Origin of the sequence: Gramella sp. KN1008, from assembly GCF_004332155.1 — a bacterium.
GTDB lineage: Bacteria > Bacteroidota > Bacteroidia > Flavobacteriales > Flavobacteriaceae > Christiangramia.
In genome coordinates, this window is record NZ_SJDV01000003.1 from 416,062 (window position 1) to 430,536 (window position 14,475).

General features: G+C 38.1%; 11 protein-coding genes. 10 read left to right on the forward strand and 1 reads right to left on the reverse strand.

The window, feature by feature from the left end; all coding sequences use genetic code 11:
• Positions 1-100: 100 nt before the first annotated feature.
• Genes EZJ28_RS07760 through EZJ28_RS07770 form a run of 3 tightly spaced genes read left to right on the forward strand, consistent with a single transcriptional unit; the run spans position 101 to position 2,158 of the window.
• The gene (locus EZJ28_RS07760; protein ID WP_131396548.1) at positions 101-1,330 is read left to right on the forward strand and encodes an NAD(P)/FAD-dependent oxidoreductase; all 1,230 of its coding nucleotides are present in this window, start codon (positions 101-103) and stop codon (positions 1,328-1,330) included.
• A gap of 27 nt (positions 1,331-1,357) precedes the next feature.
• Positions 1,358-1,666, forward strand: a complete 309-nt coding sequence (locus EZJ28_RS07765) for a TusE/DsrC/DsvC family sulfur relay protein (RefSeq protein ID WP_131396550.1) — start codon at positions 1,358-1,360, stop codon at positions 1,664-1,666.
• A 15-nt stretch (positions 1,667-1,681) separates the two neighbouring features.
• Complete coding sequence (locus EZJ28_RS07770) at positions 1,682-2,158, forward strand: DsrE/DsrF/DrsH-like family protein (protein WP_131396551.1); 477 nt, start codon at positions 1,682-1,684, stop codon at positions 2,156-2,158.
• 308 nt (positions 2,159-2,466) lie between these two features.
• On the opposite strand, the gene EZJ28_RS07775 is transcribed toward EZJ28_RS07770, so the two are convergent.
• Entirely contained in the window at positions 2,467-3,492 is a 1,026-nt protein-coding gene (locus EZJ28_RS07775; RefSeq protein ID WP_131396553.1) for a LacI family DNA-binding transcriptional regulator, read from the reverse strand.
• 230 nt (positions 3,493-3,722) lie between these two features.
• Between EZJ28_RS07775 and EZJ28_RS07780 the strand changes: the two genes are divergently transcribed.
• The 7 genes from EZJ28_RS07780 (at position 3,723) to EZJ28_RS07810 (ending at position 14,472) form a co-directional block, all read left to right on the forward strand.
• Positions 3,723-6,821 carry a TonB-dependent receptor gene (locus tag EZJ28_RS07780; RefSeq protein ID WP_207388438.1) on the forward strand — a complete coding sequence of 1,033 codons (3,099 nt, stop codon included), beginning with the start codon at positions 3,723-3,725 and terminating at the stop codon, positions 6,819-6,821.
• Positions 6,822-6,841: 20 nt separating this feature from the next.
• On the forward strand, positions 6,842-8,194 hold the full coding sequence (locus tag EZJ28_RS07785) for a RagB/SusD family nutrient uptake outer membrane protein (protein ID WP_207388439.1): 1,353 nt from the start codon (positions 6,842-6,844) through the stop codon (positions 8,192-8,194).
• A 49-nt stretch (positions 8,195-8,243) separates the two neighbouring features.
• Entirely contained in the window at positions 8,244-9,683 is a 1,440-nt protein-coding gene (locus EZJ28_RS07790) for a DNRLRE domain-containing protein (RefSeq protein ID WP_131396556.1), read from the forward strand.
• Between the two features lie 32 nt (positions 9,684-9,715).
• Entirely contained in the window at positions 9,716-10,462 is a 747-nt protein-coding gene (locus tag EZJ28_RS07795) for a glycoside hydrolase family 16 protein (protein WP_131396558.1), read from the forward strand.
• Positions 10,463-10,589: 127 nt separating this feature from the next.
• Positions 10,590-11,375 (forward strand): glucosamine-6-phosphate deaminase, encoded by a 786-nt coding sequence (locus EZJ28_RS07800; protein ID WP_131396560.1) that lies wholly within the window; start codon positions 10,590-10,592, stop codon positions 11,373-11,375.
• A gap of 2 nt (positions 11,376-11,377) precedes the next feature.
• Positions 11,378-12,934, forward strand: coding sequence for a family 20 glycosylhydrolase (locus tag EZJ28_RS07805; RefSeq protein WP_207388440.1), 1,557 nt, complete (start codon positions 11,378-11,380; stop codon positions 12,932-12,934).
• A gap of 65 nt (positions 12,935-12,999) precedes the next feature.
• Positions 13,000-14,472 carry a sodium:solute symporter family protein gene (locus EZJ28_RS07810; protein WP_131396562.1) on the forward strand — a complete coding sequence of 491 codons (1,473 nt, stop codon included), beginning with the start codon at positions 13,000-13,002 and terminating at the stop codon, positions 14,470-14,472.
• Positions 14,473-14,475: the final 3 nt, after the last annotated feature.

A 14,475-nucleotide genomic window follows, 5' to 3' on the forward strand; every position in this document is an offset into this window, starting at 1 on the left:
ATGTAAATTTAATTGAGTAAAACTCACTTTAGTGTAACAATTGTTACGTTTTCCTAAATCGATCGATCTTACCTTTATACCAGATTTAAAAATGACTATCATGAAAAATTTAGTAATCCTAGGAGCAGGTACGGCAGGTACAATGATGGCGAATCACCTTCGGCCAAAGTTAAATAAGGCCGACTGGAACATTACGATTGTCGATCAATTCAAAACCCATTACTATCAACCGGGATTCTTGTTTCTTCCTTTTGATATGTACACCGAAGATCAGGTTAAGAAAGTCGGAAAGAAATTCATTCCGAAAGGAGTTGAATATGTTCAGCAAAGAATAGAGCAGATCTTTCCCGAAGAGAAACAGGTAAAACTGGAAAATGAAACCCTGGCTTATGATTTACTCATCATTGCAACAGGTTCAAAGATAGCGCCCGATGAAGTGGAAGGGATGAAAGGGGACGGCTGGCATAAAAATGTCTTTGATTTCTATACTTATGAAGGTGCACTCGCACTTAGAAACAAACTAAGAGAGTGGAAAGGAGGTCATATGGTAGTGCATTTGACAGAAATGCCTATTAAATGCCCTGTGGCGCCTCTGGAGTTCGCTTTTCTTGCCGATTCTTACTTCATCAAAAAAGGAATGCGGGACAAGGTGAAGTTGACCTATGTAACGCCTCTTTCAGGAGCATTTACAAAGGAGAAAAGTTCTGCTGCCTTAGGTTACCTAATGAAAGAAAAGAATATCAATCTTGAAATAGATTTTGCCATAGAGCAGGTTGATAATGAGAATAAAAAGATCATCGATTACGGTGGAAGGGAAGTCCCCTATGACCTGTTGGTCACTATTCCTACCAATATGGGAGATGAGGTGATAGAAAGATCTGGACTGGGAGACGATCTGAATTTTGTTCCAACAGACCCTAATACATTACAATCAAAGGAATATGAAGATATTTTCGTGATAGGAGATGCAACCAATGTGCCTGCCTCCAAGGCCGGATCGGTGGCGCATTTTGAAGCGGAAACCCTTACAGATAACATTTTACTCTATATAGAAGGCAAACCGCTTAAACCGGAATTTGACGGTCATGCAAATTGCTTTATCGAGACAGGGAAGAACAAAGCCTTGCTGATCGATTTTAACTATAATCAGGAACCGGTAGAAGGAACATTTCCGATCCCTGGTCTGGGACCTTTAAAGTTATTGAAGGAAAGTGTCTTTAACCACTGGGGAAAACTGGCTTTCAGATGGATCTACTGGAATATGTTATTAAAAGGAATTCCTATTCCTCTTGTAAGCCGAAATATGAGTACAAAAGGCAAAAAACTTTAAACCTATAATATTTAAAATCATAATACCATGGAAACTTTAATTGCAGGAGAAAACGTAAAAGTAAACGAAGAAGGCTACTTACTTGATTTTTCTGAATGGAACCGTGAGGTTGGAGAAGAGATCGCCAGCGCCGAAGGAATAAATATGACTCCTCGTCACTGGGAGGTTATTGAATGGCTTCAGGAACAGGTGAAGGCAGATAAGGCCCTTTCCATAAGAGGGATCAAAAAGAGTGGAGTTCTTGATATTAAGGAATTTTACGCTCTTTTTCCCGGTGGACCTTTGAAGATATCTACAAAGATAGCCGGAGTACCTAAACCAAAAAGTTGTATTTAATTAAAACCTATTAAAATGAGCAAGTCAAAAGTTAAAAAGATGCTCTTCATCCTATCCAAAGCTACCATCGAAAATGTATATGCAGGTTTTGTAATGGCCAATGGAGCCAGGATGGAAGGTATCGAAGCAGAAATATTCTTTACATTCTTTGGCCTTGAAGCCATCCAGAAGAAAAAACTGAACGGTTTACATGTGGCCACCGTAGGAAACCCAGCAATGCATATTCCTACGATGGTAGGTGGTTTACCTGGAATGGAAGCTTTGGCCACCAAGATGATGAAGAAGGAAATGGAAAAACTGGATATGCCACCGGTAGATGAATTTCTAGAAATTCTTTCGGCCTCCGGAGTAAAACTCTGGGCCTGTAAGCTAGCGGTAGATATGTTCCACCTTAAAGAAGAGGATTTTATCGAGGATCTTGACGGGATCCTTACTATCGGAGATTTTTACAACCAGGCCGATATGGAGGGAACCCAGATAATTTTTATTTAGATTTTGATGTTGGTTACTTGGTAAATGCGAGTCAGAGGGTTATGCCCTCTGGCTTTTTTGTTGGAAAAATTGAAAATAAATCGGTGACCTGTAACTCATGTTACAAAACTACCCGCGGAAAGAACTTATCTTTACTAAGATGAATAATTGATGTGATTTCTGTTTTCATGATAGAGGTTAATAGCCGGTTAGGACCAGATTCTAACCGGCTATTTTTTGTTAAAAATGTGGAAGTAGGAATATTATCCTGCATGAAGCAAAAAGAGTATAAGGTAATATGGATTCCTAATCCTTTTTAAAGACTTACATTAATCTTTCATTGAAGATTCACGAACTATCAATTCTGTTTCAAGAGAAATGGTTTCAGATTTTAGGGTCCTTTTCTCATCTTCTATCAGTCGAATTAGTAATTTGGAGGCTTCAACCCCCATTTGAAAGGCTCTGTCATTTATAGTAGTTAGATGGGGTTCTATAACTCTTGATATGGGATAGTTACTGAATCCTACAACGGCCGTATCTTCGGGGATTCTCATACCTGCTTTGCGAAATACCTGAATTACACTTACCGCAGTATAATCATTAGCACAGAAGATTCCGTCTGGGATGGAAGAGAATTTTAAAAAACTTTCTGCGCATTGTACTCCTTCCTCATAACTTAAACTTTTACAAGGGATAATTAATTTTTCATCAAAAGAAAGGTTGTGTTTTCTAATGGCACTTTTATAGCCTTCAAGTCGCTCTTTGAATATAGGAGTGGACTGGTTACCTGCGATATGAGCGATTCGTTTGCAACCTCTTTTTATTAAATGTTCAGTCGCTTTAAAGGCCGATTCAAAATCATTGATAACTATTTTATTGGTGTCATAATTAGAAGGAACTCTATCGTAGAACACTAACGGGACTCCTAATTTCTTGAACTTTTTAAAATGGTCATAATCGTATGTTTCAATTGCCAGGCAGATGATCACCCCTTCTACCATTTTATTTTGTAATAACTTGACTATTTCTTTTTCACGTGTAGTTGAGTCTTTAGATTGAAATATGGTTACATTATATCCTGTTTTATAGGCAAATTCCTCTATGCCGCTTATTACGAGGGAGTGAAAATGTATATCGATTCTCGGAACTATTACTCCGATGGACTGACTTTTTTTCTTTCTAAAGCTTGAGGCTATGGAATTAGGTATAAAACCCAGTTCTTCCGCTTTTTTCTGTACTTTTTTCTTCGTTGCGTCACTTATTGCGGGATGATTGGCAAGGGCTCGCGAAATGGTGGAGGGGGATAAATTAAGATCTTCAGCTAAATCTTTAAGAGTAGTTCTTGATTGTTTCATGACCATCAAACGTTTGCATTATATTTCTGCATATCTCCAGATTTAGTCTATTATCCTGATAATATAGGTATATTTTGTAACAAATTTAAAATTTAGCAAATGAATACATTAAAAAAATTAAAAAAAAGTTAATTATTTTTACGCAAACGTTTGCATTAGATTAAATGGAATTCTATATTTGGATCCAATTGTTGCGTTGAACATTATTATAAATTAACGAATTTTTAACTATGAACCAGAAGTCTAATAAATACCCGAAACGGTTTGAAAGAAGTTTTAGGTGGGTGCCTAAGGTAGTTTTGCCTGTTTTATTAATGTGTTTCATTTCTGCTACGGCATTTGCTCAGGAAGCAACAATATCGGGAAAGATCACAAGTGCCGATACAGGAGAGCCTCTTTTGGGTGTGAATGTAATACTTAAAGGAACTTCATATGGGGTTTCTTCTGATATTGACGGAAATTATACAATTAACAGAGTTACTCCAGGGGATGTTTTAACCTTTTCTTTTCTGGGATTTGAAACCAGAGAGGTCATCGTAGGGAACGAAACTGAAATTAATGTTTCTTTGAATCCTGCTGCCAATGAGCTTGATGAATTAGTCATTGTTGGTTACGGTAGGAAAAAGAAACGAAATTTAACAGGTTCTATTGCTTCGGTTGGAAGTGAAGAGATTGCAGAGAGTAATCAGCAGGATCCGGTCTCCATATTGCAGGGGAGGGCAGCAGGAGTGCAGGTGACCTCTAACTCTGGAGCTCCGGGTGGGGCTATAACTATTAGAGTACGAGGGAATTCTTCTTTGAACTCTGGTAATGATCCATTATATGTTGTGGATGGAGTGCCAATTGAATCCAATAGTTTGTCTTCTTTAAACGGAACCGAAAATTTTGGCTTGAATCCTTTATCAGATATCAATCCGGGAGATATAGAATCTATCGAGGTTTTAAAAGATGCAGCCTCAACTGCAATCTATGGTTCCCGGGCAGCGAATGGAGTTGTAATGATAACTACAAAACGCGGTAAGGAAGGCGCAGCCAGAATCGATGTGAATGCTTTTACCGGAGTTAGTGAAATTAGCAGGAAATTAAGTGTGTTGAATGCGAGTCAATATAGAGAGGTTATCATAGATTCTTATAAGAATATGGATAACCCGGTTGAGCCAACATATGCTGTCTTAGATTCATTAAGTCCCAGGAATAATGGAGATGTTGACTGGCAGGATGAGGTGCTGCGTGTAGCTCCGCAATATAAGGTTGATTTCTCTGTGCGAGGTGGCTCTGATAAGGTGAAGTATGCATGGAGTTCCTCTTTTCTTAATCAGGATGGAATTATTTTAAATTCCAATTATAAGCGGGTTACGTCGCGATTGAACGTTGATTTCAATGCTACCGATAAGCTTAAATTTGGACAAAGCCTGTCCTATACAAATGGGGTTAACAATCGTATTAATGCCGGAGGATCTGGAAACTTAAGTGTGGTGAGGGAATTGTTAATCCGTCCGCCGTCTTATTCTATGTATCTTCCTGATGGGTCTTTGAATGGATATCAATGGGGAAAAAGAAATCCTGTAGGTTTAGCTGAACTGGCTACACATCTCAATAAAACTAACCGAATAATCGGTAATGAATATGTTGAGTATCAATTTACAGAAGGCCTTAAGCTTAGAAGTAATCTTAACCTGGATTATATTTCCATGAAAGAAGATGAGTTTCTTCCTTCTACACTGGATTATCGTCCGGGATATAATAGCGGTGCAGTACGTGCTATTAATAATTTAACATGGGGTAATGAGACTTATTTTACCTATGATAATCAATTTAATGAAATCCATAATTTATCTGCGCTTGCCGGACTAAGTTTTCAGAAATGGAACTATGAACGAACAGGTTTGGATGGAATGTTCTTTTCCAGTGATAATATAAGAACCTTAAATGGAGCAGGAACTATTTCCAACCAGGAGGTTAATATAATTACTGAACATTCCATGCTCTCTTATTTCGGAAGGGTGTCTTATGATTATAAAGGTAAGTACCTGGCCGAAGTTAACCTAAGAGCTGATGGTTCATCACGATTTGGAAAGGATAATAGATTTGGTTATTTTCCTTCTGCTTCTGTGGGCTGGAGATTCTCAGAAGACTTTCTACAGGATAGCAGGTTGGTCAATGATGCGAAATTACGTTTTAGTGTAGGGCAAACAGGTAACGAATCTATAGGAAATTATACTTCGCAAGGTGAATTTGCAGTGGGTGCTAATTATTTAGACAATTCGGGGGCTATTCCAAGTGTAATGCCTAATTCCGGATTAACCTGGGAGACAACCACACAGTATGATGCCGGATTGGATGTAGCCTTATGGAGAAACCGGGTGACTTTTAGTGCTGATGTCTATCTAAAGCAAACAGATGATTTGCTTTATAATGTTCCTATTCCAAGAACTACCGGTTTTTCATATATAACTCAGAACATTGGTAGTATAGAAAACAAGGGTGTGGAATTCACTCTAAACACCCGTAATCTTGTGGGGGAATTTCAATGGGATACTAACTTTAATATTAGCTCCAACCGTAATGTTGTAACAGATCTACCGGACGATCTTCTTACGAATGGGTATATACAGAATGGTAAATACCATATATTAAAAGAAGGCTTGCCAATAGGGACCTTTTATGGCTGGAAATTTAATGGGGTATATGCCCGGGATGAGGATAATGTAAATGGAGTTACTTATGGAGCTTTAGGTAAACAATTTAAAGGAGGAGATCCTATATGGGATGATGTTAATGGTGATAATATCATTAATGGTGATGACAGGCAGATTATAGGGGATGCCACTCCTGATTTCTATGGGGGAATTACAAACAATTTCTCTTATAAAAATTTCAGTCTGGGCGTATTTTTCCAGTTTTCATATGGTAACGATATTTATAGTGAAATCAACCATCAGAGAAACTCTGTGGTTAGATACAACAACCTGTCTACAGATGCTTTGAATAGATGGAGGGAACAGGGAGATGTGACCAATTTCCCAAAACCAGTTCGCGATGATCCTTTAGAAAGCGATAGCAGGGTTCAGAGTCGATGGGTAGAAGACGGGTCTTATATAAAGTTGAAAAATTTGAATCTTAGATACCAATTCCCAAGTGAACTTATAGGTCATTTAGGCCTGGCGAGACTTGATGCTTATGTTACCGGATCAAATTTAATAACCTGGACGAAATATACCGGTTTTGATCCTGATGTAAACTCTTACAGCGGGTTGCGTGCCGGGGTGGATGAAGGTTCTTACCCTCAAAGCAGGACCTTTATTTTTGGGTTAAATTTTGGATTTTAATGTTGAAAAAAATGAAAGTAATGAAAAAAATATTATTTACAATTGTCCTATTCAGTGTGCTTTCCTGTTCAGAGGATATCCTGGATAAAGAACCCGTAAGTAGTTTTTCTGCTCAGGGATTTTATAAGACAACCAGTGATGCGCAGGCAGGCGTATATGGCATATATGATGCGGTTCAATCTACCTTTCGTGTGAATTTCGCATATTGGGGGGAAGGACGCGCCGATGCTGTTAATACAAATCACTCGGGAGATCCTCTGGTGCTACAGCAAAATACACTAAGTAGAACCATTAACTCGGCAAGATGGAATTCCATTTATGAAACCATTAGTCGGGCAAATTATGCTATTAAATATATACCCCAGGTAACCGATGGTGATTTTGGTTTGCAGCTAGTAGGGCAGGCCAGAGCACTTCGCGCCCTTTCTTATTTCTATGCTGTGCGTATATGGGGTGATGTGCCATTGATTACTGAGCCTTATGAGAGTGGTGAACAGGATCTGTTCATAAAACGAACTGATAAAGAAGCAGTGCTGGACCAGATAGTGGCAGACCTTCAGTTCGCAGTAGAGAATTGCCGTGAAAGCTATGGTGGAGCGAAAGATAGGATTTTGATAACCCAGGGAGGTGCAAATGCCCTCTTAACTAAGGTTTATATGTGGAGAAAAGATTACCAGAATGCTAATGAAACGGCAGACAAGGTTCTTAATAACAGTCTTTATTCTTTGATGTCTATAAACGACTGGTCCAGGATATTCACTACAGGTTATACCAACGAAAGTATTTTTGAAATAGGTTATGATGAAACTCAAACCAATGCATTACGTGTCTTGTATGCGCTGGGTTCAGATAGTGATTACTTTCCAAGTGATAAATTCCGGAATTCATTTGAAGATGATGACCTTAGGAAAAATCTTATCTATGATATTTCAGCAGAGCAGCCTCGTAAAATCTGGAAGTTTTTCGGAGAAGGGTTTGACGATGAGAGTCCTGAACCTTCCTCCAATAATATCGTTTTAATACGCTTGGCAGATATAATGCTACTTAAAGCAGAAGCTCTAAATAAATTAGGAGAAACTCAAAAGGCACTTGAGTTACTAAATGTTATCCGGAAAAGAGCTGGTTTGTCTGAATTGGATGAGGCGGAAGCAATCGCCATGTATGGAGATGTTGAATCTGCTATTTTACATGAAAGGTTGATTGAACTTTCTTTTGAAGGACATCGATGGTTTGATCTTGTAAGAACAGGAAGGGCTATAGATGTTATGCAACCTATAAACGGTTTGAGTGATGAGGGTAATTTGGTATGGCCTATTCATGAAGACGCATTAAACAGAAACCCAAACCTTGAACAAAATTCTTTTTATCAATAATTATCCCTTAAGAGGTTTTAGAGATAGTTCAAATTAAAAACTACAGAGGATGAAAAATAGTAACATCATAAAATTTTCATTAATAGGAATCTGCCTGGGTATATTCTTTAGTTGTGAAATACAGGAAAATTTTGAATATCAAAAATCCGGTATCACCGGGGAACTGGGTGTAACGGCCTGGGATTATATTCAGTCGCACGACTCATTAGTGATGCTGGAACAAGCAGTAAGAATTGCTGATCTTGAGGATATCTATGCAGGAACTTCAGCAAAGACATTTATTGCTCCCACAAACACTGCATTTAAGGAGTATCTCAACTCTAACTCCTATACTAGTTTAGAGGAAGTGCCGGTTCCAATCTTGCGTAATGCTCTTAAGTACCATATCGTAAAGGACGTAGTGTTATTTACAGATCCGGATCTTATGGAAAGTAATAACCCCATTCCTTATGTTACTGAGAATGGACAAACTATGTTCTTATCCCATAATAGTAATTTTCAGGGGGTTGTTAACGAAGGAACTAGTAAACAATGGACAATTGTAACCTCCAACCTGCAACCTACAAATGGTGCAATGCATGTGGTTTCATCTATCGTTTATTTTTCTGCACCCATGGGAGATTTATCCCCGCCGGACCCCTCTGTTAAAACAGATACTATTTTCCCTATTCATGATACTTATATAAATGGAGGTAGCAAATCGGGAGATAACTTTGGAGGGGATGCCCTTTTAAAAGTTAAAAACGTTACTGGAGATGGCGATTATGACAGGAAATCCTTCCTCATGTTCGATCTAAAAGACTTTGATGAAGAAGGGGTGATAACAGATTTGAAACTGGAGCTCGCCGTAAAATATACCCGAGCTAAAGGCGTAAGTCTGGACCTTTATTCAGTAAATGACACCTTGTGGGAAGAATCAAGTTTAACTTTTGATAATGCCACTTTACCCGGGGATACTGAAGATCCGATTGCTAGTCTAACTACTTCTAAGATCAATACATTTGAGTTTAACATTACCGATTATTTCAATGATCTTGAATCAAAACAACGTATTAGCTTAATGCTGGATGGAGAAGCTGGAACTGACGAGACTGATGAATTTGCCTCAAAAGAGAATACCGACTTTAATATGCCTATGCTTATTGCTACGATTGCTTCAGGAGATAATTTACTGGAGATTGAAACCAATACCGGATTTACTGTTGGAAAAGGAGAAGCTTATGCCTTCAGCAATGCTATCCTTGAAATTTCTGGAGCTGCACCTGAAGATATAATATTTGAAGTGGAAGAAACACCTCAACATGGGTGGCTTATAAGAGGAGCTGATATCTTGCAAGTGGGTGATAGGTTTACGCAAAAAGATATTGAAGTAATGAATCTATTGTACATAAACGATAATTCGGGCTCTGAAGATAAGCTTGTTCTATCAGCGAGAGATCGTGCAGGCTCAAGATTAGACCCTTTTGAGATGGTAATTACCATTGAATAAAATAGAGCTTGGAAATGTATTGCAGGATAATAATGAAAAAACGAGTAATACTTGGACTTTTAACTGGTGTCTTGATCATGATGGTTTCATGCAGTCAATCCCAGGAAGTTGAAGAGATAACTGTAAAACCGACTACTCGAATAATTAATTTTTCGGGTTACGAATGGGTAGTTAGAACCTCAGGAAATGGTAAGCAGGGCCCCGGACCTAATTATTTCTCAGATTCTGAAGAAAACGTGTGGGTTGATGACGATGGGCGATTACATCTAAAGATTGTTCAAAAAGGTGGTGTGTGGTATTGCTCGGGTGTGACCTTAAGACGCTCTTACGGCTATAATAAGTATGTCTTTTATGTAGCCAACAGAGTGGATCAACTTGATCCAAATGTGGTAGGAGGTCTGTTCACCTACAAGAATGATGAAGAAGAAATTGACATAGAATTTTCCAGATGGTCAGATCCTGAAAAACTTGATTCGCAATTTGCAGTGCAACCATCGCATATTTCTGGAAATAAAGTAAGATATGACCTTGGTTTGGACGGTAATTTATCAACCCATTTCTTTAACTGGCAACCCGATAAAATCGAATTTGCCAGTTACCAGGGTTTTACTTTAGAACCGGAACCGAAAGACGTCATCAATACCTGGACCTACACTGGAAATGATATTCCTCCAGATAGTGATGAGAGGCTAAAAATAAACTTATGGCTGTTCAGGGGTGAAAAACCCACAAATAATCAGGAAGCCGAAATGATTATAGATCATATCGAAATTTATTAGGTATCCTGATTTTTGTAAAAGTTATTCATAGTAATTAATAAAGAGATTCTTTGGAGAAGGGCTGTTGGTGGGGAAAAAGAAGTCCGACACCAACACCCTTAACTCCGTGATTTAATTTAAGAGCCACATGTTAGATTTTAATAAGGACGTAAATGTCTTTCCTACATATAAGTTAACAGGTATAGCTGCGGGTAAGGCGATAGAAAAATGTATTTTAAAATTACAGAAAGATAAGGACACCATTAGAATAATCTTTGCGGCGGCTCCTTCTCAGGATGGAATGTTGGAATATTTATCCAGTTCATCAGAGATTACCTGGAAGAAGATTGTCGCTTTTAATATGGATGAGTATCTGGGTCTACCGGATGACGCTCCGCAATTATTTTCAAAATATCTGGAAAAACATCTTTTTTCTAAAGTAGAATTAAAAAAGATTCATACTATTGATCCAAATAATCCGGTCCAGGAAGAAGTGGAAAGGTTTTCCAGATTAATTAAAGAGGCACCCATTGATATTGTTTGTCTTGGAATAGGAGAGAATGGTCATATTGCATTTAATGATCCACCAGTCGCGGACTTTAAGGATCCTGAAATTTTAAAAGTTGTGGAACTGGATCAGGAATGTCGTATGCAACAAGTAAACGATGGATGCTTCAGATCTTTGGATGAGGTTCCCAAACGTGCTCTAACCCTTACTATCCCAGCGCTTATGAATGGTAATAATCTGTTTTGTGTAGTTCCTGGTATAAATAAAAGCAGGGCGGTTTACAAGACTTTCAATGAGCCGGTTTCAACAGCATGTCCTGCCTCCATATTAACTACACATAGCAATTGTTCATATTATTTTGATACAGATTCCTATAAAGAAATAGAAGATGCACAGATTGATATTGAAAATAAAACATTTAAATGATTATGAGATTTAAGTCTATTGTTTACGTTCTCCTGCTTAACTGTTTAATGGTTTTATGTTCCAGCAATTCATGGGCGCAAAACTCTGACAATCCTGATGATTTTGATGTAAAAGGTTTTCATCTGGACCTGCGTATTCAGGTAATGACTCCTACGGCACTGAATGATTTTGCCGAAGAGCTTTCCCAATTAGGCATGAATACTATTATTATGGAATATGAGGCGACCTATCCTTTTAAGAACCACGCCACTATTGCTAATGAGCTGTCATATACCCGGGAAGAAATAAAAAACTTTGTTGAGCATTGTGAATCTCTGGGAATTCAGGTCATACCCCTTCAACAAAGTTTAGGTCATGTGGAATATATTCTAAGAAATCCAAGATACAGTCATCTTAAAGAAGATCGTAAGGATATTTCTCAATTATGTCCTTTGGAAATAACTGAAGCTAAGGGGTTGTTTTTGGAAATGTTTTCAGATATGGCTCAGATGCATAACTCTGATTATATTCATATAGGAGGGGATGAAACTCGTCTATTGGGAGTATGTGAAGAATGCAGTAAAAAAGTAGCTGAAGTTGGCACCTCTAAGTTATTTGTTGACTATATGAAAACAATTGCTCAACTCGTGATCGATTTGGGTAAAAAACCGGTGATGTGGGCAGATATGATACTGAAGCATCCGGAAGCAGCTGAAGAAATGCCAAAAGAAACAATTTTTGTTGATTGGAACTATGGATGGAAAATAAATCATTTTGGAGATATACCTGCGTTGCAAAATCTGGGTTTTTCTTTTTGGGGATCCCCGGCATTACGTAGCCATCCTGACAATTGGTATCTTACAGACTGGCCAATTCATTTTAAAAATCAAAAGGAGTTCATTCCTTATGCCCGTAAATCTGATTATGAAGGAATGGTTATGACTTCATGGTCTACCAGTGGAGTTTATGGATTTACCTGGGATGTGGGATACGATGTAATAGATATGGTTCAACTTCGTAATACTTATCCTCTCTCCGGATTTAGGATTCTACTGGCTAGCTATGCTCACTCCTTAAAGACAAAAGAGCCTTTAGAGCCCAAAACATTTGTTACTGAATATGCAAAAAGTCGCTTTGGCCTTACCTCAGCAGAAATCGAAAAATTATTGAATTTTCTATTTTATAAACCGGAACAAATTGTGAATGGAAAACCGGTATGGAGTTCAAGTATTTCTGAAATGAAAGAGGAATATGGTAAAATAAGGGATGAGTTAAAAGAAGTTGATCCTGAGAAGCATAATGAGGAATTTGAACATTTTAAATTAATGGCAGACCTAAGAATGCACTATTTGGATTTTAAGGAGGTGGAAGCCAGGTATAATTCAAAAGAATTTTCGGTCGATCAGTCTTCAGAACTTTTGAAAGATCTAGACCATATTTTGGCAGATGCAGAAAAGTTAAATGACAGGTTCTGTAAGCTTAATAAGGGTTTCTTATATGATGCAGAGATTGAAGAGCAAAATGAATTGAGAATTCAACCTGTTAAGGTACTTTATAACAGGCTTGCAAAAGTGAGATAGTTCTATTTTTGATAAGCCGTAACCACCTCAACTCCCATACGAATAAATAAACCCCCACTAGATTTATGGAATTACTGGACTGGATAGTTTTATCAATATATTTTTTAATGCTGTTGGGCATTGGAGGTTGGGCTTATTTTCGAGTAAAAAATTCTGCCGATTTTTACACTGCAGGAGGTAAATTGCCCTGGTGGTTATCAGGAATATCTCATCATGTTTCAGGCTATAGCGGAGCCGTCTTCGTAGCGTATGCAGGTATTGCTTATACTCATGGATTTACACTTTACGTTTGGTGGGCTTTTACCGTAGGTATTGCTACCATGATCGCGGCTTTTTATATAGCTCCAAGATGGTCTCGTCTTAGAGTATATGCAGGTATCCAATCGCCCACAGAATATTTATTGGTGAGGTATAATTTAACTACTCAGCAACTTATTGCCTGGTCAGGAGCAATTATAAAAGTTTTTGATACGGGAGGTAAGTTAGCGGCTATTGCAGTTCTATTGAATGTTTTTAGCGGTGTATCAATTACTTTCGGGATATTACTGGTTGGTACAGTCTCACTAATTTATATTACTATTGGTGGTCTCTGGGCAGATGTATGGAATGATTTTGGGCAGTTTTTGGTGCAATTACTTGCGGGTCTTACCATGTTTGTAATGATCATCTTAAAGCTAGGAGATGGGGTGGAAGGGATTTTTAGTATGTGGGATAGATTACCCCCGGAACATTCTAATTTTTTCAATGAGCCATATACTGTGCTTTTTGCATTAGTCCTCCTTATTATTAATTTCTTTAGTTATAGTGGTGGTACATGGAATCTTGCAACCCGGTTTATTTCGTCCTCATCAGGAAAGACTGCAAGAAAAGCGGCCATTTTATCTTCCATGCTTTATTTTATCTGGCCATTACTCTTATTATACCCTATGTTCGCAGCTCCTATATTTTTTGAGAAGCTTTCCGATCCCACTCTATCGTATGGTGTTATGGTAAAAGAGTTTTTACCTAGTGGTCTTGTTGGCCTGGTCCTGGCTTCATTATTCGCAAATACACTTTCTATGACTGCTTCAGATTCCAATACGGTTTCTGCAGTGATAAGCCGTGACATTTTACCAGTGATATTTCCGGGGATAAGGAAGTTTTCCTATAAGAAAAGTCTACGCCTGGCACGAATAACCACACTATGTTTTACTATTTTAACCATTATAACCGCTATAAACTCAAGTCAGTTTGGAGGAGTTTTCGGTCTTATTATTTCCTGGTTTGCAGCTCTGTTAGGACCAATTGCCATACCTATGATTTTAGGTTTGCTTCCCAGCTTCGCCAAAAGTGATGGTACAGCTGCTATAGCCTCCATATTGGGTGGATTAATTACCTTCATTTTGCTCAAGTTATTTCCGGTCAATACTCTTGCCCTGGAAATTGGTGGTCCTACATTGGTTTCGTTGACATTGTTTATCGTTTTCGGTCTGTTCAATAAGAAGAAGGTTCCTTCGGAAATTAAAAAATTACATCTGAATTTAGACAGGAATCATTAAAAT

Coding starts and splice junctions, on each gene's coding strand:
- EZJ28_RS07760 (WP_131396548.1), top strand. CDS start 101: ATGAAAAATTTAGTAATCCTAGGAGCAGGTACGGCAGGTACAATGATG.
- EZJ28_RS07765 (WP_131396550.1), top strand. CDS start 1,358: ATGGAAACTTTAATTGCAGGAGAAAACGTAAAAGTAAACGAAGAAGGC.
- EZJ28_RS07770 (WP_131396551.1), top strand. CDS start 1,682: ATGAGCAAGTCAAAAGTTAAAAAGATGCTCTTCATCCTATCCAAAGCT.
- EZJ28_RS07775 (WP_131396553.1), bottom strand. CDS start 3,492: ATGAAACAATCAAGAACTACTCTTAAAGATTTAGCTGAAGATCTTAAT.
- EZJ28_RS07780 (WP_207388438.1), top strand. CDS start 3,723: ATGAACCAGAAGTCTAATAAATACCCGAAACGGTTTGAAAGAAGTTTT.
- EZJ28_RS07785 (WP_207388439.1), top strand. CDS start 6,842: ATGAAAAAAATATTATTTACAATTGTCCTATTCAGTGTGCTTTCCTGT.
- EZJ28_RS07790 (WP_131396556.1), top strand. CDS start 8,244: ATGAAAAATAGTAACATCATAAAATTTTCATTAATAGGAATCTGCCTG.
- EZJ28_RS07795 (WP_131396558.1), top strand. CDS start 9,716: ATGAAAAAACGAGTAATACTTGGACTTTTAACTGGTGTCTTGATCATG.
- EZJ28_RS07800 (WP_131396560.1), top strand. CDS start 10,590: ATGTTAGATTTTAATAAGGACGTAAATGTCTTTCCTACATATAAGTTA.
- EZJ28_RS07805 (WP_207388440.1), top strand. CDS start 11,378: ATGAGATTTAAGTCTATTGTTTACGTTCTCCTGCTTAACTGTTTAATG.
- EZJ28_RS07810 (WP_131396562.1), top strand. CDS start 13,000: ATGGAATTACTGGACTGGATAGTTTTATCAATATATTTTTTAATGCTG.